Below are 21092 nucleotides of genomic sequence, written 5' to 3'. Positions count from 1 at the left end.
AAAAAAGGCCGCGAACGGCCTTTTTTTCTTTAGACGTTGGTAGCGGGGGCAGGATTTGAACCTGCGACCTTCGGGTTATGAGCCCGACGAGCTACCAGACTGCTCCACCCCGCAATCGCCGGGCGAATGGTAGCTACCTACGGCACCGATTGCAAGGGGATTACCCGCCCGTTCAGGCCGCGCGGCGGCGACGCTTTCGCAAGTGTCTACGCAAATCATGATGGTAGATGAATCCGGGCAGCGCAAAAACAAGGAACAGACAGATCACCACCACGTAGAACTCCCAGTCCTGGGACTCTACCTGACCCGTGGAGCGGTACTCCAGGCCGACGGCAATCACACCCACCACACAGAACATCACGAACCATTCCAGCAGCCGGATCCATTCCCGCTTGCCTTGCGGAGGCGGCCGCAGGATGAACAAAACACGATCTGTGAGCCAGGGCAGGTTCGCCCCGGCCAGAGCCACCAGCAACAGAAACAGGAAGGCCGCTGTCGTATTCATTGCGCCTCAGAGAAACGCCGCCATACAGATTGCCACCAGCGTTCCGGGGAAAATGCCCAGCCACAGGACGGCAAGACCATTGATCGCCAACACCGCCTGGAAGCCACCAGAGCCCTCCGGTCGCGGCCCTTCCCCCTCGGGTTTGTCGAAGTAACAGTAACGCACCAGCCGGAGGTAGTAGAAGGCGCCCACCACGGCACCGATGACCGCGAGTATGGCCAGCCAGACGAAACCGGCTTCGACCACGGACTTCAGCACCATCCATTTGGCATAGAAACCGACGGTTCCGGGAATGCCCGTCAGCGAGATCATCAACAGCAACATGACCAGGGCGAACAGCGGCGAGCGCTCGTTCAATCCCTTGAAATCAGTGATCTGGTCCGCCTCGAAGCCCTTGCGCGCCAGCAGCATGATTACACCGAACGCGGCAGCAACGGTGAGCGCATAGGTCACCGCGTAGAAGGTGGCGGCCCCGTAGCCTTCGGGCGTGCCGGCAACAAAGCCCATGAGGATGAAGCCGACATGGTTGAAGGTGGAATAGGCGAGCATGCGCTTGGTGTTGGTCTGCACCAGGGCGATGGTGTTGCCGAGGACAAGAGACAGCACAGCGAGGATGACGACCATATGCTGCCAGCTGTCCAGCAATGGCAGCAGCCCCTCGCCGATCAGCCGCAGGAACAGCCCCACCGCCGCCACCTTGGACGCTGTGGCAATGACCAATGTCACGGGTGTGGGCGCACCGTGATAGACATCCGGCACCCACATGTGGAATGGCACTGCGCCGAACTTGAAGGCCACACCCACCAGCATGAACACCAGCCCGAAAAGGAACAGCAGGCGATTCTCGTCCATGTCACCGGCAAGTTCGGTGATGATGGCAAGATCCAGGGTGCCGGTCACGCCATAGAGCATGGACATGCCATAGAGCAGCATGCCCGAAGCCAGGGCACCCAGCACGAAGTACTTCATGGCCGCTTCCGAGGCGGTGGGGGAATCCCGATCGATGGCCACCAGGGCATAGAGGCACAGGGACATCAGCTCGACGCCCAGGTACAGGGTCAGCAGGTTACCCGCCGAGACGGTGACCATCATGCCCAGCACGCAGAACAGGCCGAGCATGTAGTACTCGCCCTTGAGCAGCCCACGGTCCCGCATGTAGTCGCGGGAATAGGCAAAGGCCAGGAACGTCAGCAGAAGGATAGCCGATTTCAGTACCGCGGCAAGGGAGTCAGCCACATAGCTGCCGTTGAACGTGGTGGCATCGATGCCCCACTGGGTGGTCCAGGTGATGACAATGCCGGCCAGCAGAGTGAACTGCGTCAGCAGAAATGCCGGCCCGTGGTCACGATCCTTGCTGAACAGATCCACGACGAGCACGACGCACGCCATGCTGAGCAACCAGATTTCCGGCAGTGCGAGTAGCAGATCCGGCTTCTCGAACACGACATTAGTCATACAGATTCCTCTGAGCACTCCGCGCCGCGCGACACCGCGCAGCGGCTTTCAATTCCTGATCAATTGACGCCATTCTCGACCACGATCTCGAGCAGCTGCGCCAGTGACGGCTCCATGATCGTAATCAGCGGCCCCGGGTACAGGCCGAGCCAGAGCACGGCAACGGCGAGCATCCCCAGCACCAGCTTTTCGCGGCCGTCGATATCCCGCAGCGCCGAGACCTTTTCGTTTGCAACCTCGCCATAGACGACGCGCTTGATCATCCAAAGGCTGTAAGCCGCGCCCAGGATCAACGTCATCCCGGCGAGGAAGGCGTACCAGAAGTTCGCCTGGAAGGCGGCGAGTATCACCATGAATTCGCCGACGAAGCCCGATGTGCCCGGCAGACCCGCGTTGGCCATGGCGAAAAGCACGAACAGCCCGGCAAACACCGGCATGCGGTGGGCGACCCCGCCGTAATCCCTGATCATGCGGGTATGCATGCGGTCGTACAGCACTCCGACACAGAGGAACATCGCGGCGGAAATGAAGCCATGGGAAATCATCTGCACCATGCCGCCGCCAAGGGCCAGCAATGCACCGCTACCGCCGGTGCGCACGACGATGTCGAATATGATGAAGAAACCAAGAGTCACGAAACCCATATGGGCGATGGAGGAATACGCCACCAGTTTTTTCATGTCCTCCTGCATCATCGCCACCAGACCGATATAGACCACGGCCACCAGCGACAGGGCGATCATCAGCCAGTCGAGTTCCAGGCTTGCCTCCGGCACCACCGGCAGGCTGAAGCGCAGGAAGCCATAGCCGCCGATCTTCAACATGATGGCCGCCAGGATGACCGAACCGCCGGTGGGGGCCTGGACGTGGGCATCAGGCAGCCAGGTATGCACGGGCCACATGGGAACCTTGATCGCGAAGGCCAGCAGGAAGGCGATGAACAACCAGATCTGCGTGCCCAGGGAGAGGTTGAGCCCATACATGTCCAGAATGGCGAAGCTGCCTGCCTGGAACTGCAGGTAGATCAACGCCACCAGCATCAGTACCGAGCCGACGAAGGTATAGAGGAAGAACTTGATGGTGGCGTAGATGCGCTCCTTGCCGCCCCAGATCCCGATAATCAGGAACATCGGCACCAGCACCGCCTCCCAGAACACGTAGAAGAGAATCGCATCAAGGGCGCTGAATACGCCCACCACGATCCCTTCCATGATCAGGAAACAGGCCAGGTAAAGGCTCGGCTTGTAGGCAATGCGGTCCCAGCCGGCAATCACCACCAGGAGCGTCGAGAAGGTCGTCAGCACGATCAGCGGCATGGAGATACCGTCGACGCCCAGGTGGTAGTTCACCCCCAACGCCTCGACCCAGGGGCGCAGTTCCACGAACTGCATGGCCGCCGTGCCGCGCTCGAAACCCGTGATCAGCAGCAGGCTGAATAGAAAGGCAAGGACACTGACAACCAGCGCCAACGTACGACCCTGAGAGGCGCGCTGATCGCCCAATAGCGCTACCGCCACACCGCCGAGGATCGGCAGCCAGATCAGCAGGCTCAACAATGGCCAGGAGGATTCCAACATCCGTTAATTCCTTACCAGCAATTCAAGGTGTCCGGGCCGGAGCGCAACGGCGCCCGACGGGTAACGCGGACCATACGCATCAAAAGGCGCCAAACACGAACCAGGTCAGCAATACCAGCAGACCAATGATCATCACGAAGGCATAGTGGTACAGATAACCGGTCTGGGTACGGCGCAGCACTGCGGCGAAGCGGCCGATGCCATTGGCCGTTCCGTTCACCAGCACGCCGTCGATCAGACCTGCGTCGGTCACCTTCCAGAAAAACCGCCCCATGCCGCGCCCGGCACCCGCAAACACGTTCAGGTGCAGCTCATCAAACCAGTACTTGTTCTCGAGCACCTTGTAGGGCAACGGGAAACGCTGCCTGATTCGCGCAGGCAATTCCGGATTGACGATGTAGCAGTACCAGGCCACGAGGAAGCCGGCCGCTGCCAGATAGAGCGGTGCCGATACGAAACCATGCGCGACCAGCGCCCAGGCGCTGCCGTAACTGGCCGCCACGGATGCCAACACGTCGTTGCCGGGCGCAACCACGATGGCATCTCCGAACCAGTCGCCCAGCATCATGGGCATCACCGTAAACAGCCCGATCAGCACCGACGGTACGGCCAACAGCAACAGCGGCACCGTGACCACCCGGGGGCTTTCATGCAAATGCTCCCGGGTGTGCTGATCCATGCGCTCCTTGCCATGGAAGACCAGGAACAGCAGTCGGAAACTGTACAGCGCGGTGACGAACACCCCGAGCAAGACGCAGACATAGGCAAACCCGGCACCTGCGCGATCGGCTTCGGCGACGGCGAGAATGATGCCGTCCTTGGAAAAGTAGCCGGAGAATGCCGGAAAGCCGATCAGGGCCAGGGTGCCCAGGAGCATGGTCCAGTAGGTCACGGGCATGTACTTCTTGAGCCCGCCCATTTCGCGCATGTCCTGCTTGTGATGCATGGCGATGATGACGGAACCCGCACCCAGGAACAGCAACGCCTTGAAGAAGGCATGGGTCATGAGGTGGTAGACGCCTGCGGCATAGGCCGACGCACCCAGCGCCACCACCATGTAGCCAAGCTGGGACAGGGTTGAATAGGCGATCACCCGCTTGATGTCGTTCTGCACGATACCGATGAGCCCGAGGAACAGCGCTGTCACCGCGCCGATGACCAGAATGAAGCTCAAGGCCACTTCAGAGAGTTCAAACAGCGGCGACATGCGGGCAACGAGAAAGATACCAGCGGTGACCATGGTCGCCGCATGGATCAGTGCCGAAATGGGCGTCGGGCCTTCCATGGAATCCGGCAGCCAGACGTGCAGCGGCACCTGGGCCGATTTCCCCATGGCTCCAATGAACAGCAGGATGCAGGCCACAGTGGCCACCTGCCACTCGAGCCCGCCGAAGATCTGCATGGTCTGGTTCGGATTAGCCTCCGCCGCCGCAAACACCTCGGCATAGTTCAGGCTGCCGAAGTAGAGCAATACGGCAGCAATACCAAGCAGGAAGCCGAAATCACCAACCCGGTTGACCAGGAACGCCTTCAGGTTGGCGAAAACCGCAGTGGGGCGATTGAGCCAGAACCCGATCAGCAGGTAAGAAACCAGGCCGACGGCCTCCCAGGCAAAAAACAGCTGCAGGAAGTTGTTCGCCATGACCAGCATGAGCATGGAGAACGTGAACAGCGCGATATAGCTGAAAAACCGCTGATAGGCGTTGGTGCCGGCAAGACTGTCGGAGGGCCAGTTGTGCTCCTCGTCAGCCATGTAGCCGATGGTGTAGATGTGCACCATCAGCGAGACGAAGGTCACCACCACCATCATCATGGCAGTGAGCCGGTCAACCAGGAACCCGACCTCGAAATGAATGCCGTCCGTGAGCATCCAGGTATAGACCGTGCCATCAAAGGGCTGGATGCTTCCCGTGCTCAGCCCGAACAGGACGTAAACCGACAGCAGGCAGGACAGGCCCACACCGGCAATCGTCACCGAGTGGGCGCCGGAACGGCCCAGCTGAGCGCCAAAGAAGCCGGCGAGGATTGCCCCCAGCAAGGGCGCGAGAACGATGATGAGATAGACCGTCTCCATGTGCATCAGCCCTTCATGCTGTCCAGGTCACCCACGTTGATGGACTCCCGATTGCGGAACAGGACCACCAGGATGGCGAGCCCGATGGCGGATTCGGCCGCCGCCACCGTCAGAATGAAGAACACGAACACCTGCCCGGCGAGGTCCCCCATGAAGGTGGAGAAGGCAATGAAATTGAAATTCACCGCCAGCAATATCAGCTCGATGGACATGAGCAAGACGATGGCATTCTTCCGGTTGAGGAAGATGCCCGCCATGCCGAGCGCAAACAGTATGGCGCCCAGTACCAGATAGTCCGAAAGTTCGATCATGTCGTGTCCTGTTCCGGTGCCCGATCGCTACTCTTTTTCCGGCTTCCGCCGCCCGGGTATGTCAACCAGGCGCACGCGATCCTCACGCTTCACCCGTACCTGCTTGGCGGGATCCTGATGGCGGGTCCCCTCCCGCCGTCGCAGCGTCAACATGACTGCGGCAATGATCGCCACCAGCAGAATGACGGCGGCCAGCTCGAACTGCAGCACGTAAACCGTATAGAGCACGCTGCCCAGCAGCGGCGTGTTGGCCGCCCCCTCGGGGATCGGCATGGTCGCCTCCGGCATGGAGGCCGGGGCAAATGCACCGGAGCCGATCACCAGCAGCATTTGCAGCACCATGACACCCGCCACGGGAATGCCGATATACAGGTGCTTGATAAAACCCTCACGCAACTTGGCAATGTTGATGTCCAGCATCATGACGACGAACAGGAACAGCACCATCACGGCGCCCACGTAGACCAGTACGAGGACAATGCCGAGGAACTCCGCGCCGGCCATGATCCAGAGCACGGCGCTGTTGAAGAACGCCAGCACCAGGAAAAGGGCCGCATGCACGGGGTTTCGCACGGCAATCACCATGGTCGCCGAGAACAGCAACACCGCCGCAAACACGTAAAAAACCAGCTGTTCAATCACCAAACACGCCCCTGTCTCCGCGTCGTCGTTGGTACCGTGCTATCGGTACGGCGCATCCATGGCACGATCCTTTGCCAGCTGCGCCTCATATCGATCACCGATGGCCAGCAGTTCCTGCTTGGTCTTGATGTTCTCGCCCCGGGCTTCCATGTGGTACTCGTGAATCCGCGTTTCGACGATGGAGTCCACCGGACAGGATTCCTCGCAGAAGCCACAGTAGATGCACTTGAACAGGTCGATGTCATAACGGGTCGTGCGCCGTTGGCCGTCTTCCCTCGGCTCCGACTCGATAGTGATGGCCAGCGCCGGGCATACCGCCTCGCACAATTTGCAGGCGATGCAGCGCTCTTCGCCGTTCGGGTATCGGCGCAACGCATGCAGCCCGCGAAAGCGCGGCGACTGCGGAGCCTTTTCCTCCGGATACTGAATCGTGACCTTGCGCTTGAAGAGATTGCGCCCCGTCAGCTTCAGCCCCTTGAAAAGCTCCACCAGAAAGAATGTCCGAATGAAATCATTCATTGCCGAACTCATGGCGCCACCTATCAGTTGAACCACGGCGGCAGGCCAGCGAGGATCAGCAACGCGACCACCACCAGCCAGACCACTGTCACCGGTATCAGCACCTTCCAGCCCAGCCGCATGATCTGGTCATAGCGGTAGCGCGGAAAAGTCGCTCTGAAAGCGAGGTACAGATACAGGAATAGGAAAATCTTGAGCACGAACCAGACGATGCCCGGCACCCAGTCGAACAGGGGGCCCAGCAGCGGCATGCCATGGAAGGGGGAATACCAGCCACCCAGGAACATGATCACCGCAAGCCCGGAGATCAGGATCATGTTGGCGTACTCCGCCAGGAAGAATACGGCGAAGGCAACGCCGGAGTACTCGACGTGGAAGCCTGCGACGATCTCCGACTCCCCTTCGGCGACATCGAAGGGTGCGCGATTGGTCTCGGCAACGCCGGAGATCCAGTAGACGACGAACAAGGGCAGGAGCGGCAGCCAGAACCAGTGGAACAGGCCGCCCGCCTGGGCCTGCACGATACCGCTCATGTTGAGCGTGCCTGCCGCCATGAGCACGCCGACCAGGGCAAAGCCCATGGCGATCTCGTAGGACACGATCTGTGCCGCCGAGCGCATCGCGCCGAGCATGGAATACTTCGAGTTGGCAGCCCAGCCGGCGATGATGACCCCATAAACACCCAGGGAGGTCATGGCCAGCACGTAAAGCAGACCTGCGTTGATGTCAGACAGCACCAGGCCTTCGCTGAAGGGAATCACCGCCCAGGCAGCAAGGGCCGGCATCAGGGACAGCAGCGGTGCGACCAGAAACAGGAAGCGGTTCGCATTTGCCGGCAGGATGACTTCCTTGAACAGCAGCTTGAAGACATCCGCAAATGGCTGCAGGAGGCCCATGGGGCCGACGCGGTTGGGGCCATTACGCGACTGAATGGCACCAATGACCCTGCGCTCGGCATAGGTCAGATAAGCCACTGACAGGATCACTGGAACGACGATCGCGATGATCTTCGTCAGCGTCCAGATCAATTCCGTAAGTACCGCCATTGCTGTCGTAATCCCCAGTTACCTGTCACACGCCGAAGCCCGTCCATCAGTGCTTCCGGCGAGCGGGTTCAATCCATGCCCGTCTACGAGGACCGGCGCCCGTTATACGCGAGCGAGCGTCACCGGTCCAACCGCAGCGCCAAGCCCAGCCGCCGCGGCTGCACCGCGGCTGACCCAGACCACGCCGTTTGCAAGCGTGTCATCAACGCGCACAACCATGGTGTTTACCGACGCACCTTGTTGCACCTGCAGCGAGTCTCCATCGGAGACACCAAGTTCTTCCGCCACGGAAGCAGCCACACGGACCTGGCCAGCAGTCTCGGCCTGCACCGTCTGTTGCAGTGCGGCCGCACGACGGACCAGCGGATCCCCCGAGTAAAGGCCCGCCGTGCCGACCCGCATCAGCGCTGCGGCAGATGATGTCTCTTGCTGCGGCGCAACCCAGGCCTGCTCCATACGTACTTCGGGCTCTCCGCAGCGGCGCCGGGCTTCCTCGGCAACCTCATCCGGCGCGTTGTAATCAAAGCCATCGAGCTTGAGCAGGTTGCCCAACACTCGCAATACTTTCCAGGCGGGCCGGGCTTCACCCACAGGCATGGCGACACCCGGGAAAGACTGCCAACGGCCTTCCGCGGAAACATAAGAGCCGGAGCTCTCTCCAAATAGCCCGATGGGCAGCAGGACATCTGCGTACTCGCGCATGCTGTCGGTGACATAGCCTGTCATGGCGACAACGGTATGCGCCTGATTCATGGCCTCCAGGGCCGCGGCACCATCCCAGCAATCATGCTCGGGTTCCAGACCCAGCAGGAGATAGCCGCGCCGCGGCTGCTCCAGCATTGCCCGGGCGTCGAGCCCGACCTGCTCCGATGCCGCACCACCGACCTCCCGGTGGGGTACTGCACCGAGCAGCCAGGCGCCAGCCTGGTTCGCCCCTTCGGTCAGCACGCAGATACGCGCAGCCGCCAGTTCCACGATCAAATGGGCGAGCTGCCGAATGGCACCGCCCCCTGGATGCGACTCAACCAGGGGACCGAGCATCAGAGCCGCGTTCCCGGCCTCGGCGAGCATTGTGGCGAGCTCGCGATGGCGCTGCTCCAGGACCACGTCTCCGATAAGGTCATGGAGACCTTTCGGTGGCTCGGTTCCCTTGGACTCCAGCAGCGCCTTGGCCACTAGCGCCAGCTCGGACACCATCTCCTCCGGCGATACCTGGTGCTGACCTGCAACGCTGTAGTTGAGGTCGAGCTGGCGCGGATACAGCACATGAACGCGAGCACCGGCGAGTGCCGCCTTGCGCAGTCGATGATTGACGATGGGATGGTCATGGCGCGGATTGCTGCCCACCAGCAGCACGGCATCCAGCCGATCGATATCCGCCAGTGGAACGCCCATCCCTGGAAATGTAGCGCGGTCGGCCTGATCGGAAAAATCCCCGGTCTGCAGCCGGGCATCCACGTTGTGGCTTCCCATTCCCCGCATCAAACGGCCCAGGAGATACATTTCCTCGCTGGTGGCGGACGGTGACAGCAGGGCTCCCAGTTGTTCGGCGCCGTGCTCTTCCGCAACGGCACGCAGGCGGCTGGATGCCTCTTCCAGAGCCGTCTCCCAATCGACCGAATGCCACTGACCATCGCGCTTGATCATGGGCGAGGTCAGGCGATCCTCTGCGTAAAGCCCCTGATAGGCAAAGCGGTCACGATCCGAGATCCAGCACTCGTTGACCGACTCGTTTTCCCGTGGCACAACGCGCTTGATCTGCCCGTTCAAGTGGTGAATCTGCAGATTGGAGCCGACACAGTCATGGGGCGAGACGGCCGGATGGCTGAGCATCTCCCATGCACGGGCGGTAAAGCGGTAGGGCTTGGAGGTGAGCGCACCCACCGGGCAGAGATCGATGATGTTGCCGGACATCTCCGAATTGACGCCATGGCCCACCAGGGTGGAGATTTCCATATGCTCGCCGCGCCCCATGCCTCCGAGCTCCGGCTGCCCCGCCACCTCGTCGAGAAACCGCACGCAGCGGGTGCAGTGGATGCAGCGCGTCATCTCCGTGGAAATAAGCGGGCCGAGGTTTTCATCCTTGACCACGCGCTTGCGCTCGGAGAAGCGGGACACACCACGGCCGTAGCCCATGGCCAGATCCTGGAGTTCGCACTCACCGCCCTGGTCACAGATGGGGCAATCCAGCGGGTGGTTGATGAGCAGGAATTCCATGACCCCTTTCTGCGCCTTCAGCGCCCGTTCGGAGCGTGTACGCACCTTCATGCCCTCGGCCACAGGCGTTGCGCACGCGGGCAAGGGCTTCGGCGCTTTCTCTACATCCACCAGGCACATACGGCAGTTGGCGGCAATCGACAGCTTGCGGTGATAACAGAACCGCGGCACATGGATATCAGCCTGATCCGTCGCCTCGATGAGCATGGCACCCTTGCGGGCGCGCATCTCAACACCGTCGACTTCAAGCGTTACGAAATCCTGATCGTTCTCGACCTTGGCATTCATGCGGCTGCTCCGGCCTCGGCGTCCACCAGGGAACGCTTGTGCTCGATGTAATACTCGAATTCGTGGCGATAGTGCTTGAGGAACGCCTGCACCGGCCAAGCCGCCGCTTCACCAAAGGCGCAGATCGTGTGTCCGGCGATCTGCCCGGCGGCGGCCTCCAGCAGCTCGAGGTCTTCCGGGCGCCCCTGCCCGCGCACGATGCGCTTGATGACGCGATGCATCCAGCCGGTGCCCTCTCGACACGGCGTACATTGACCACAGGATTCCGCGTAATAGAACTGGCTGATGCGCAGGATCGCCTTGACCATGTCGGTGGTCTCGTCCATGACGATCACGCCGCCGGAGCCCAATGCGGAACCGGCCTTGGCCAGGCTGTCGTAGTCCATGTCCAGTTCCATCATGGTGTCGGCGGGAACCACGGGCATGGACGAACCGCCCGGAATGACGGCCTTGAGCTTGCGACTGCCACGTACGCCACCGGCCATCTGCAACAAATCGCGGAACGGAGTGCCCAGCGGGATCTCGAAGTTACCGGGCTTCTCGACGTGGCCCGAAACGCAGAAGATCTTGGTGCCACCGTTGTTGGGTTTGCCAAGCTCGGCAAACCATTCGGCACCGTTGCGCATGATCACGGGAACAGAGGCCAGTGTCTCGGTGTTGTTGATGGTGGTGGGCCGGCCGTAGAGACCGAATTGCGCCGGGAACGGTGGCTTGTAACGTGGTTGCCCCTTTTTCCCTTCCAGCGATTCCATCAGGGCGGATTCCTCGCCACAGATGTAGGCGCCTGCGCCGATATGCCCATAGAGGTCGAAGTCAACGCCGGATCCGAGGATGTTCTTGCCCAGCAAACCGGCCTCGTAGGCTTCCTTCAGAGCCTGCTCGAAGCGCTCGAACGGCTCATGATGAAACTCGCCACGCAGGTAGTTGTAGCCCACGGTGACACCCATGGAATAGGCGGCGATCGCCATACCCTCCACCAGGGCGTGGGGATTGAAACGCAGTATGTCGCGATCCTTGCAGGTACCAGGCTCCGACTCATCGGAATTGCAGAGCAGGTATTTCTGCCCCGGGGCATTGCGCGGCATGAAACTCCACTTCACGCCGGCAGGAAAACCGGCGCCACCACGCCCCCGCAGATTGGCTTTCTTGACGGTCTCGATGATGTCCTCTGGCGGTATTTTCTCCTCGAGAATCTTCCGCCATGAGGAATATCCACCGATCTTGAGGTAGTTCTCGTACGTCCACGGCTCGTCGAACTGCAGCGTCTGATAGCAAACCTCGTTGACCATGCTTACTCCAGCTTGTCCAGGATCTCATCCACCTTCTCGGGGCTGAGATGGGTGTGGTAGTGGCCATCCACCACCATCATGGGGCCGCCCACACAGGCGGCCAGGCACTCTTCCTCTATCTTGAGAGTGATACGGCCATCCGGCGTGGTCTCACCGAGCCTGATACCGAGCTTCTTTTCACAATGGGCCACGATGCTATCGGAGCCCATGAGATAGCAGGAGATGTTGGTACAGATATTCACCTTGTGCCGGCCAACCGGCCTCAGGTCGAACATCGTGTAAAAGGTGGCCACCTCGTAGACGGCCACCCGCGGCATGCCGATATAATCGGCCACGGCGTCCATCAGGGGCTCGGTGAGATACCCGCCGTTGGCATCCTGTGCGGCGTGCAGGGCCGGGATCACTGCGGATCGCTTGCCCTCTTCCGGAAATTTTGCCAGCCAGTGGTCGATATCCCGGCGGACATCCGCAGAAAGCAGGTTGTCAGCCTGTACGTCTGTTGTCATCGGTCGATCTCCCCGAAGACGATGTCCTGTGTTCCGATAATGGCCACCACGTCGGCCAGCATATGGCCCCGGCTCATTTCGTCCATGGCGGCCAGATGAGCGAAGCCCGGCGCCCGGACCTTCAGGCGATAGGGCTTGTTGGCACCATCGGACACGATATAGCAACCGAATTCGCCCTTCGGCGCCTCCACCGCCGCGTAGGCCTCGCCGCGGGGCACCGTGTAGCCTTCGGTAAACAGCTTGAAGTGATGGATCAGCGACTCCATGTCGTCCTTCATTTCTTCCCGGCTCGGGGGGGCGATCTTGTGATCGTCCACCATGACCGGGCCCGGATTTCTGCGCAGCCAGTCCACGCACTGACGGATAATCCGGTTCGACTGGCGCATCTCCTCGATACGGACCAGATAGCGGTCATAGCAATCGCCGTTGGTACCCACCGGAATCTCGAAGTCGAGCTGGTCATAGACCTCATAGGGCTGCGTGCGGCGCAGGTCCCACTCCACCCCGGAGCCACGCAGCATGGGGCCGGTAAAGCCGAGTTCCATGGCCCGCTCGGCAGTGACTTCGCCGATCCCCACCAGGCGCTGTTTCCAGATGCGGTTATCGGTGAGCAATGTTTCATACTCATCCACACAGGTCGGGAATCGCTCGGTAAACTCTTCAATGAAATCAAGCAGCGAGCCCTGGCGCGCCGCGTTGAGACGCTTCAGATCCGCCTCGCTGCGAAACTTCGACGCATCGTACTGCGGCATACGCTGCGGCAAGTCCCGATACACGCCGCCAGGCCGGTAATAAGTGGCGTGCATACGCGCACCGGAGACGGCCTCATAGCAATCCATCAGGTCTTCCCGCTCACGGAAGCAGTACAGGAACACCGTCATGGCACCCACATCCAGCCCGTGGGCGCCCAGCCACATCAGGTGATTCAGGATCCGGGTGATTTCGTCGAACATCACACGGATGTACTGTGCCCGGGGTGGCGGCGTAATCCCCAGCAGCTTTTCGATGGCGAGCACATAGCCGTGCTCACTGCACATCATGGACACGTAATCGAGACGATCCATGTAGCCGATGCTCTGGTTGTAGGGCTTACTCTCGGCGAGCTTTTCGGTGGCCCGGTGCAGAAGGCCGATATGTGGGTCGGCCCGGCGGATGACCTCGCCTTCCATTTCCAGCACCAGGCGCAGAACACCGTGGGCCGCAGGGTGCTGCGGGCCGAAATTCATCGTGTAGGAACGGATGTCAGCCATTGTCGGCACCCTCCCGAGGATTGTGATCCGCGTATCGGCTGTCATCCCGAACCACGCGCGGCACCAGCACCCGTGGCTGTATGGAGACAGGCTCGTAGACAACGCGCCCCTTCTCCTCGTTATAGCGGACCTCTACATTGCCGATCAGGGGGAAGTCCTTGCGGAATGGGTGTCCGACGAAACCGTAATCGGTCAGCAAGCGGCGCAGATCCGGGTGCCCGTCGAAAACGATCCCGTACAGATCGAACGCTTCACGCTCGAACCAATTGGCCCCTGCCCAGATGCTCACCACGGAATCGACAACCGGAAAGTTGTCATCCTCGCAATAGGTGCGAACCCGGAGACGCTCATTCGAGGACATGGACAGCAGGTGGTACACCACGGCGAAGCGCCGCCCGGTGTTCGTCTTGATCTCGTCGACACCATAGATGCCGGTCAGGCCGAGCCGGGCAAAACTGTTGCCCCGCACGCCCCGGGAAAAGCCGCTACCGGAGGCCTGCTCGGTAATCCACTCCCCCTCGCCATAGGCGGCATAGTCAACACCGCATAGATCCGTGAGTTGCTCAAACCGGCAATCGGGGTTGTCACTCAGCTCCTTGAGAACATCGTAGAGCTGGTCGGGCGCAACCTCGATTGCGGCCATGTCGACCCCCGTTTCCGCACCGGTGAGCCGATCGCCAAATCGGGCCCGGAGCCCCTCCAGCAGTTGCTCCTGCTTCTCAGACATGCGTCTGCCTCTGCCTCTGCGTCAGCGCGCGATGGTATTGGTCCGGTGAATCTTGTTCTGCAGCTGCACGATTCCATACAACAGCGCCTCCGCCGTGGGCGGACAGCCAGGCACGTAGATGTCGACTGGAACGATGCGATCACAGCCGCGAACAACCGAATAGGAATAGTGGTAGTAGCCGCCGCCGTTGGCGCAAGACCCCATGGAGATAACCCACTTCGGGTCCGACATCTGGTCGTAGACCTTGCGCAGGGCCGGGGCCATCTTGTTGCACAGGGTTCCAGCGACGATCATCACGTCGGATTGGCGGGGACTGGGTCGGAAAATGATACCGAAGCGGTCCATGTCGTAGCGGGCAGCCCCGGCGTGCATCATCTCTACCGCACAACAGGCCAGGCCAAAGGTCATTGGCCAGAGAGAACCCGTTCGCGCCCAATTGATGAGCTTGTCGGCGGACGTGGTGACGAAGCCCTTCTCGAGTACGCCCTCTACTCCCATTCCAGAGCCCCCTTCTTCCATTCATAGAGAAAGCCGATCAGGAGAATTGCGATGAAAACGGCCATGGATGCAAAGCCGAACAGACCGATTTCGTCGAGCACAATTGCCCACGGGAAAAGGAACGCTATTTCAAGATCGAAGATGATGAACAGGATGGCAACGAGATAGTACCGGACGTCGAACTTCATTCGACTGTCTTCGAATGCCTCGAAACCACATTCGTAGGGGGACAGCTTCTCGTCGTTGGGTCGACTTGGCCCGAGAATGAACCCGGCAGCGAGGAGCACAGCGCCCATGCCCAGCCCGACGATGACAAACAGGAGGATCGGCAGATAATTCTCAACCATGGGCGTCACTCCGTCGATCGGGCGGCCGAAAGGCACCCATACACGGCGACGCAGTGTAGAGCAGTCACCGCCTCGGTGTCAACCTAAACCCATTAAAAATTCTTTAAAATACAGTGACTTACCGGAAAGAAACTACCGGCGCCGGTAAGGCGAGATGGTGCGGATGGCCGGACTCGAACCGGCACGGCTTTCGCCACTGCCCCCTCAAGACAGCGTGTCTACCAGTTCCACCACATCCGCATCTTGCTTGAACTGGACGGTCCCTCGCCGAAACCTCGGGAATTCTACCAATCCCGACGCACCGCAGCAAACCGGAAAGCGATTATTCGTCCGGCGGCGGGGGTGCGTCCTCGATCACTTCATCGGTATCTTCATCCGGCGCTCCGGGCGCTCCCTCTTCCACCTCTGACGCTGGCTCATCGCCAATCAGGTCAGCCACACTCCCCGGGGTGGACTGCCGGGCCGCGATCATCGCCAGGGTCAGGCTGGTGAGGAAGAAACCGATCGCCAGGGCCGTGGTGATGCGCACCAGAAAGGACGACGAGCCCTGGGCCCCGAATACGGTGGCCGATGCGCCACTGCCAAAGGCGGCACCCGCGTCGGCCCCCTTGCCGTGCTGGAGCAACACCAGAACCACCAAGGTAATGGCGATCAGCACGTGGATGACCAGGATAATCTGTCCCATCAGGCTCTCTCTCTGTTCGGTTCATTCGCGGCGCAAAGCCGCTTGCTCGCAAATGGCGAGAAAATCGTCAGCTACCAGGGAGGCGCCACCGATCAGTCCGCCGTCGATATCCGGCATGGCAAGAAGCTCACCGGCATTGCCGGGCTTCACGCTGCCACCGTAAAGTATTCTGGCGCGCCGACCAATCTCCGCACCCAGGCGGTGCAACCGCTCCCGGAGCAAGGCATGCACGGCCTGGGCCTGCTCTGGCGTTGCGGTCCGTCCGGTACCGATTGCCCACACCGGCTCGTAGGCAAACACCACTTGACCCAGCTGCGCCTCTGGCACGGCGGACAGGACAGCGTCGAGTTGCCGAAGCACCACGTCTTCGGTTTCCGATGCTTCCCGCTCCGCAAGGGTTTCCCCCACACAGACGATGGGCCGCAAATCTTCCTGCAGCGCCGCCAACGCCCGTTTGGCCACCAGGGCATCGGTTTCACCGAATAGCTGACGACGCTCCGAATGCCCCACCAGCGCGTAACGACAGCCAAACTCCCGCAGCATCGGAGCGGAAATCTCGCCCGTGAAAGCGCCCTCACGCGCGGTTGCCACATTCTGCGCACCCAGCACAACGGCGCTGTCGGCAACCTCTTCGGACACCCGGGGAATCAGGACATAGGGCGGTAGCAGCACCACCTCTATGGCATCGAGCTCCGCCGTACCTCGGACTACCGCCTGGGATAGCGCCCGCGCCATGGCTCTGGAGCCATGCATTTTCCAGTTCCCGGCGACCAACGGCTGACGCATGAACATCCCTCACGTCGGCAAACAGGCCGGAATCTTAACGTCGCGGCATGACCAATTCAAACGCCGTGTTGACGCTTTCCAGGACCAGCCACAACGGAGGGCGAGGATAACCGGGCAGATAACCAGACCGGCGACTCAGGCCAGTGCGCGCTTCACCGCATCCGCAAGCGTCTGCGCATGCTGTCTGACCGAGGCCGCATCACGTCCCTCAACCATCACCCGGATTACCGGTTCCGTGCCCGACGGCCGCAGCAACACCCGCCCCTGATCACCAAGCGCCGACTCCGTGAGCCTCACGGCGTCAGCAATGGTCGCGTTGTCGTCGATAGCCCGCACACGCCCCACTGGCACATTAATCATGTGCTGCGGATACTTGGTCATTCCGCCCCTGGCCTCTGCCAGCGAGACGTTCTCCCTGTGGAGCACCTCCAGCACCTGCAAGGCCGAGATGATGCCATCCCCGGTGGTCGTACGATCAAGACAGAGAATGTGGCCTGAAGACTCGCCACCGAGAATGCCGGACTCGCGCTTCAATTGTTCCAGTACGTAGCGGTCACCCACCTTGGCACGGATAAAATCGACACCCAGCTCACGCAATGCCAGCTCGAGCCCCAGGTTGCTCATCAATGTGCCCACCACCGGGCCACGCAGCGCGCCCTCACGCTGGCGCCCGCGGGCAATAATGAACAGAAGCTCATCACCGTCGAGGATCTCACCGTTCTCGTCCACCATGACCAGTCGATCACCATCGCCATCAAACGCGATACCGGCGTGGGCGCCGTGCTCGATCACCGCCTTCTGCAGGCCTTGTGGACTGGTGGAGCCACAATCGACATTGATGTTGAGACCATCGGGTCGGTTGCCGATAACCACAACTTCGGCACCCAGTTCGCGGAAGACTTCCGGGCCCACGTGATAGGTCGCGCCGTTCGCGCAGTCCAACACCAGGCGCATGCCGTCAAGACGCAACTGCCGCTCGACGCTGCTCTTGCAGAACTCGATATAGCGGCCGGGCGCATCCTCCAACCGTGCGACCTTGCCCAGGGCGCTGGAATTCACCGTGGTCAGGCTCTCCTGTAACAGTGCCTCTATGCGCTCCTCGGTGGCATCATCGAGCTTCTCGCCATCGGCGGAAAAGAACTTGATGCCGTTATCCTCATGGGGGTTATGGGACGCGCTGATCACGATCCCGGCCCCGGCACGCAGAGTGCTGGTCAGGTAGGCGATCGCCGGGGTCGGCATGGGACCAAGCAACCGGATATCGACCCCGGCAGCAGATAAACCGGCCTCCAGCGCCGACTCGAACATGTAACCGGAGATGCGGGTGTCCTTGCCGATCAGGACGAGATCACGATCCTGTTGCGCCAGCACACGACCAACCGCCCAACCAAGCTTGAGCACGAAATCCGGTGTAATCGGATACTCTCCGACCCGCCCCCGTATACCGTCGGTTCCAAAGTACTGCCGCCCCATTTTCACGTCCTGTCAATCGTTGGGAGACGCCGGTCTAGACCGCCAGGGATTCGGCTTCCAGCGTCGCTTGAACAATAGCGATGGCCTCGCGCGTCGGCCCGACATCGTGCACCCGAATTATACGAGCACCTTCGCGGGCCGCGAGCACGGCTGCAGCAATACTGCCGTATAGCCGCTCATCAACATCGCGGTCCAGCACACGTCCCAGCATGGACTTGCGGGACAGACCAACCAGAACCGGCAGCCCCATGCCGACAAAACGGCCAAGCTCCCTCAGAAGCCGGTAGTTGTGGGCGAGGCTCTTGCCGAAACCGAAACCGGGGTCGAGGATCAACCGCTGCCGTGTCATGCCAGCACCCGCGCAAGCCGCGACCCGCTCACCAAGGAATGCCATGACTTCGCCCACCACATCCTCGTAATGAGGGTTGTCCTGCATGGTGCGTGGCTGCCCCTGCATGTGCATCAGGCACACTGGCAATCCCGTGGCCACGGCAGCGTGCAGTGCTCCCTCGCCCCGTAATGCCAGCACGTCATTGATCATTCCAGCGCCGCATGCGGCGGCCTCGGTCATGACCTCGGGCTTGCTGGTATCGACGGATACGGGAACGTCAAAGGCGCTCACCAGGCGCTCAAGCACTGGCATGACCCGGTCGAGTTCCTGCTGGACCGAGACGCTGTCGGAGCCCGGCCGCGTGGATTCTCCGCCGATGTCGATGAGGTCGGCTCCCTCCGCGATCATGCGCTCGGCCTGCACAAGGGCATCGTCCAGGCTGAAGTAGGCACCGGCATCGGAGAAAGAGTCAGGGGTGACGTTGAGCACACCCATGATACGGGGACGGTCCAGGGACAGGACTTTCCCCCCGCAATCAAGAACCGCGGGCGCCGACACGGAGGTCGAGCGCCCGCCATTTACGTGCGGCATGGTGTGCTAGTGCTCGCCGGCAGGATCACCCAACTTGCCGCCACCGGACGCACGATCATCGCGCTCATCGTCCGTGGAGGTCGGCGCGTTGGGCGTACTGCGGCCGCCGCCATCGCCACGATCCTGCTCATGGGCAGGCGGCCCCGCAGGGCGACCAGCCATGATCTCATCGATCTGCTTGCGATCGATGGTCTCGTACTGCATGAGCGCGTCGGACATGGCATGCAGGGTTTCCATGTTCGCTGCGAGAATCTCCCGGGCATGCTTGTAGTTGGTGTCGATGATCGCACGCACCTCTTCGTCGATGGCATGCGCGGTCTCGTCGGACACCGCCTTTACCTTGCTCATCTGCTGGCCGAGGAACGGCTGATCGTCATCGTCGCTGTAGGCAAGCGGCCCCATCCGATCGGAAAGCCCCCATTTCGTGACCATATCCCGGGCGTAGGCCGTCGCGACCTTGATGTCGTTCTGGGCGCCGGTGGTGACCGAATCCTTGCCGAAAATCAGCTCCTCTGCCAGACGGCCACCAAAGGCGACGGCGATCTTGCTATTGAGCTGCTCCTTGGAGTACCCAAGCGGGTCATGCTCCGGCAGGAACATGGTCACCCCGAGAGCGCGGCCCCGCGGGATAATGGTGACCTTGTGCACCGGATCGTGCTTGGGCGTCAGCAAGCCCACGATTGCGTGGCCGGCCTCGTGATAGGCAGTAAGACGCTTCTGCTCTTCGTCCATGACCATGGAGCGGCGTTCCGCACCCATCATGATCTTGTCCTTGGCCCGCTCGAAGTCGTCCATATCGACCTCGCGCTTGTTGCCACGGGCGGCAAACAGCGCAGCCTCGTTCACCAGGTTAGCCAGATCGGCACCGGAGAAGCCGGGGGTGCCGCGGGCCAGCGTTGCCGGGTTGATACCCCGGGCCAGCGGCAGCTTGGTCATGTGAACCTTGAGAATCTGCTCACGACCGCGGACATCGGGCAGCGGCACAACGACCTGCCGGTCGAAACGGCCGGGACGCAACAGGGCCGGGTCGAGGACATCGGGCCGGTTGGTGGCCGCGATCACGATGATGCCCTCGTTACCCTCGAAGCCATCCATCTCCACCAGAAGCTGGTTGAGCGTCTGCTCACGTTCATCGTGCCCGCCACCAAGGCCGGCACCACGCTGCCGACCCACGGCATCGATTTCATCAATAAAGATGATGCACGGTGCATGCTTCTTGGCCTGGGCGAACATGTCCCGCACGCGGGAGGCGCCCACGCCAACAAACATTTCCACGAAGTCGGAACCGGAGATGCTGAAGAACGGCACCTTGGCTTCGCCTGCAATGGCCTTGGCCAGCAGGGTCTTGCCCGTACCGGGAGACCCCACCATCAGCACCCCACGGGGAATCTTTCCGCCGAGACGCTGAAACTTGGAAGGATCACGAAGGAAGTCGACCAATTCACCAACCTCTTCCTTGGCCTCTTCCACGCCAGCCACATCGGCAAAGGTGACCTTGACCTGTTCCTCGGTCATCATCTTTGCCTTGCTCTTGCCGAACGACATGGCCCCGCGACCACCGCCGCCGCCCTGCATCTGGCGCATGAAGTAGATCCAGACAGCGATCAGCAGCAGGAATGGCGTCCAGGAGATCAGGATCTGCCAGAACATGCTGCGGCCTTCCGGCTCCTGGGCATCGATGGCCACGCTGTTATCCAGCAGGGAACCGATCAGCGCGCGGTTGTCCGTTTCCGGGCTCAAAGTACGGAAGGACTCGCCACCCGTGGTGACACCCTTGATGTCCTGGCCCTGTATGGTCACTTCCCGAATGCCGCCGCGCTCAACCTGCGCGAGGAAATCCGAATACGTCACCTTGTTGGCCGTCGTCGTCCGCTCCTGGAAGCTACTGAAGACGGACATCAGGACAACAGCGATAATCACCCAGAGGATGAGATTCTTTGCCATATCGTTCAAGGCGATAAACCTCGGTCGTTGG

At 61.1% G+C, this 21092-nt stretch carries 20 protein-coding genes and 2 tRNA genes; all 22 read right to left on the bottom strand.

Features of this window, described 5'->3' with window-relative positions:
* Window positions 1-37 precede the first annotated feature (37 nt).
* Window positions 38-114 (bottom strand) — tRNA-Met (locus tag J2T57_RS09300).
* Between the two features lie 58 nt (window positions 115-172).
* On the bottom strand, window positions 173-505 hold the full coding sequence (locus tag J2T57_RS09295; protein ID WP_253477073.1) for a DUF2818 family protein: 333 nt from the start codon (window positions 503-505) through the stop codon (window positions 173-175).
* A 6-nt stretch (window positions 506-511) separates the two neighbouring features.
* Window positions 512-1960 (bottom strand): NADH-quinone oxidoreductase subunit NuoN, encoded by a 1449-nt coding sequence (nuoN, locus tag J2T57_RS09290; protein WP_253477070.1) that lies wholly within the window; start codon window positions 1958-1960, stop codon window positions 512-514.
* Window positions 1961-2019: 59 nt separating this feature from the next.
* Window positions 2020-3537, bottom strand: coding sequence for an NADH-quinone oxidoreductase subunit M (locus J2T57_RS09285; protein ID WP_253477068.1), 1518 nt, complete (start codon window positions 3535-3537; stop codon window positions 2020-2022).
* A gap of 79 nt (window positions 3538-3616) precedes the next feature.
* Window positions 3617-5611, bottom strand: a complete 1995-nt coding sequence (gene nuoL / locus J2T57_RS09280) for an NADH-quinone oxidoreductase subunit L (protein WP_253477065.1) — start codon at window positions 5609-5611, stop codon at window positions 3617-3619.
* A 5-nt stretch (window positions 5612-5616) separates the two neighbouring features.
* A complete protein-coding gene (gene nuoK, locus J2T57_RS09275; RefSeq protein WP_253477062.1) occupies window positions 5617-5922 on the bottom strand; it encodes an NADH-quinone oxidoreductase subunit NuoK in 306 nt (101 codons plus the stop codon).
* Between the two features lie 27 nt (window positions 5923-5949).
* On the bottom strand, window positions 5950-6561 hold the full coding sequence (locus J2T57_RS09270) for an NADH-quinone oxidoreductase subunit J (RefSeq protein ID WP_253477829.1): 612 nt from the start codon (window positions 6559-6561) through the stop codon (window positions 5950-5952).
* Between the two features lie 42 nt (window positions 6562-6603).
* The gene (gene nuoI / locus J2T57_RS09265) at window positions 6604-7083 is read right to left on the bottom strand and encodes an NADH-quinone oxidoreductase subunit NuoI (RefSeq protein ID WP_436262688.1); all 480 of its coding nucleotides are present in this window, start codon (window positions 7081-7083) and stop codon (window positions 6604-6606) included.
* Between the two features lie 23 nt (window positions 7084-7106).
* Window positions 7107-8129: an NADH-quinone oxidoreductase subunit NuoH gene (gene nuoH, locus J2T57_RS09260; protein ID WP_253477056.1), complete on the bottom strand. Its 1023-nt coding sequence runs from the start codon at window positions 8127-8129 to the stop codon at window positions 7107-7109.
* 102 nt (window positions 8130-8231) lie between these two features.
* The gene (gene nuoG, locus J2T57_RS09255) at window positions 8232-10634 is read right to left on the bottom strand and encodes an NADH-quinone oxidoreductase subunit NuoG (RefSeq protein ID WP_253477053.1); all 2403 of its coding nucleotides are present in this window, start codon (window positions 10632-10634) and stop codon (window positions 8232-8234) included.
* Complete coding sequence (nuoF, locus tag J2T57_RS09250) at window positions 10631-11923, bottom strand: NADH-quinone oxidoreductase subunit NuoF (protein WP_253477050.1); 1293 nt, start codon at window positions 11921-11923, stop codon at window positions 10631-10633. The genes nuoG and nuoF overlap by 4 nt, the downstream gene beginning before the upstream one ends.
* Before the next feature lie 2 nt (window positions 11924-11925).
* Window positions 11926-12429: an NADH-quinone oxidoreductase subunit NuoE family protein gene (locus tag J2T57_RS09245; protein WP_253477047.1), complete on the bottom strand. Its 504-nt coding sequence runs from the start codon at window positions 12427-12429 to the stop codon at window positions 11926-11928.
* Complete coding sequence (locus J2T57_RS09240) at window positions 12426-13679, bottom strand: NADH-quinone oxidoreductase subunit D (protein ID WP_253477044.1); 1254 nt, start codon at window positions 13677-13679, stop codon at window positions 12426-12428. The genes J2T57_RS09245 and J2T57_RS09240 overlap by 4 nt, the downstream gene beginning before the upstream one ends.
* Window positions 13672-14406, bottom strand: coding sequence for an NADH-quinone oxidoreductase subunit C (locus tag J2T57_RS09235; RefSeq protein ID WP_253477041.1), 735 nt, complete (start codon window positions 14404-14406; stop codon window positions 13672-13674). Before J2T57_RS09235 ends, J2T57_RS09240 begins: the two co-directional genes overlap by 8 nt.
* A 21-nt stretch (window positions 14407-14427) precedes the next feature.
* Entirely contained in the window at window positions 14428-14904 is a 477-nt protein-coding gene (locus J2T57_RS09230; protein WP_253477039.1) for a NuoB/complex I 20 kDa subunit family protein, read from the bottom strand.
* Window positions 14895-15251 carry an NADH-quinone oxidoreductase subunit A gene (locus J2T57_RS09225; RefSeq protein WP_253477037.1) on the bottom strand — a complete coding sequence of 119 codons (357 nt, stop codon included), beginning with the start codon at window positions 15249-15251 and terminating at the stop codon, window positions 14895-14897. Before J2T57_RS09225 ends, J2T57_RS09230 begins: the two co-directional genes overlap by 10 nt.
* A 155-nt stretch (window positions 15252-15406) precedes the next feature.
* Window positions 15407-15491: transfer RNA gene (locus J2T57_RS09220), tRNA-Leu, on the bottom strand.
* A gap of 82 nt (window positions 15492-15573) precedes the next feature.
* Window positions 15574-15936 carry a preprotein translocase subunit SecG gene (gene secG / locus J2T57_RS09215; protein WP_436262687.1) on the bottom strand — a complete coding sequence of 121 codons (363 nt, stop codon included), beginning with the start codon at window positions 15934-15936 and terminating at the stop codon, window positions 15574-15576.
* A 21-nt stretch (window positions 15937-15957) separates the two neighbouring features.
* Window positions 15958-16722, bottom strand: coding sequence for a triose-phosphate isomerase (gene tpiA, locus J2T57_RS09210; RefSeq protein WP_253477035.1), 765 nt, complete (start codon window positions 16720-16722; stop codon window positions 15958-15960).
* Window positions 16723-16857: 135 nt separating this feature from the next.
* Window positions 16858-18195, bottom strand: a complete 1338-nt coding sequence (gene glmM / locus J2T57_RS09205; protein ID WP_253477033.1) for a phosphoglucosamine mutase — start codon at window positions 18193-18195, stop codon at window positions 16858-16860.
* Window positions 18196-18229: 34 nt separating this feature from the next.
* Complete coding sequence (gene folP / locus J2T57_RS09200) at window positions 18230-19021, bottom strand: dihydropteroate synthase (RefSeq protein WP_253477031.1); 792 nt, start codon at window positions 19019-19021, stop codon at window positions 18230-18232.
* A gap of 102 nt (window positions 19022-19123) precedes the next feature.
* Complete coding sequence (gene ftsH / locus J2T57_RS09195) at window positions 19124-21061, bottom strand: ATP-dependent zinc metalloprotease FtsH (RefSeq protein WP_253477029.1); 1938 nt, start codon at window positions 21059-21061, stop codon at window positions 19124-19126.
* Window positions 21062-21092 lie beyond the last annotated feature (31 nt).

The organism is Natronocella acetinitrilica (assembly GCF_024170285.1).
GTDB classification, from domain to species: domain Bacteria; phylum Pseudomonadota; class Gammaproteobacteria; order Nitrococcales; family Aquisalimonadaceae; genus Natronocella; species Natronocella acetinitrilica.
This window is presented reverse-complemented; position numbering and strand designations above follow the sequence as displayed.

Coding starts and splice junctions, on each gene's coding strand:
- J2T57_RS09240 (WP_253477044.1), bottom strand. CDS start 13,679: ATGGCTGACATCCGTTCCTACACGATGAATTTCGGCCCGCAGCACCCT.
- nuoK (WP_253477062.1), bottom strand. CDS start 5,922: ATGATCGAACTTTCGGACTATCTGGTACTGGGCGCCATACTGTTTGCG.
- J2T57_RS09225 (WP_253477037.1), bottom strand. CDS start 15,251: ATGGTTGAGAATTATCTGCCGATCCTCCTGTTTGTCATCGTCGGGCTG.
- J2T57_RS09245 (WP_253477047.1), bottom strand. CDS start 12,429: ATGACAACAGACGTACAGGCTGACAACCTGCTTTCTGCGGATGTCCGC.
- ftsH (WP_253477029.1), bottom strand. CDS start 21,061: ATGGCAAAGAATCTCATCCTCTGGGTGATTATCGCTGTTGTCCTGATG.
- J2T57_RS09235 (WP_253477041.1), bottom strand. CDS start 14,406: ATGTCTGAGAAGCAGGAGCAACTGCTGGAGGGGCTCCGGGCCCGATTT.
- nuoI (WP_436262688.1), bottom strand. CDS start 7,083: ATGAATGATTTCATTCGGACATTCTTTCTGGTGGAGCTTTTCAAGGGG.
- nuoF (WP_253477050.1), bottom strand. CDS start 11,923: ATGGTCAACGAGGTTTGCTATCAGACGCTGCAGTTCGACGAGCCGTGG.
- nuoL (WP_253477065.1), bottom strand. CDS start 5,611: ATGGAGACGGTCTATCTCATCATCGTTCTCGCGCCCTTGCTGGGGGCA.
- J2T57_RS09295 (WP_253477073.1), bottom strand. CDS start 505: ATGAATACGACAGCGGCCTTCCTGTTTCTGTTGCTGGTGGCTCTGGCC.
- secG (WP_436262687.1), bottom strand. CDS start 15,936: ATGGGACAGATTATCCTGGTCATCCACGTGCTGATCGCCATTACCTTG.
- glmM (WP_253477033.1), bottom strand. CDS start 18,195: ATGGGGCGGCAGTACTTTGGAACCGACGGTATACGGGGGCGGGTCGGA.
- tpiA (WP_253477035.1), bottom strand. CDS start 16,722: ATGCGTCAGCCGTTGGTCGCCGGGAACTGGAAAATGCATGGCTCCAGA.
- nuoG (WP_253477053.1), bottom strand. CDS start 10,634: ATGAATGCCAAGGTCGAGAACGATCAGGATTTCGTAACGCTTGAAGTC.
- J2T57_RS09285 (WP_253477068.1), bottom strand. CDS start 3,537: ATGTTGGAATCCTCCTGGCCATTGTTGAGCCTGCTGATCTGGCTGCCG.
- J2T57_RS09230 (WP_253477039.1), bottom strand. CDS start 14,904: ATGGGAGTAGAGGGCGTACTCGAGAAGGGCTTCGTCACCACGTCCGCC.
- nuoN (WP_253477070.1), bottom strand. CDS start 1,960: ATGACTAATGTCGTGTTCGAGAAGCCGGATCTGCTACTCGCACTGCCG.
- nuoH (WP_253477056.1), bottom strand. CDS start 8,129: ATGGCGGTACTTACGGAATTGATCTGGACGCTGACGAAGATCATCGCG.
- folP (WP_253477031.1), bottom strand. CDS start 19,021: ATGGGTGTGCTCAACGTCACCCCTGACTCTTTCTCCGATGCCGGTGCC.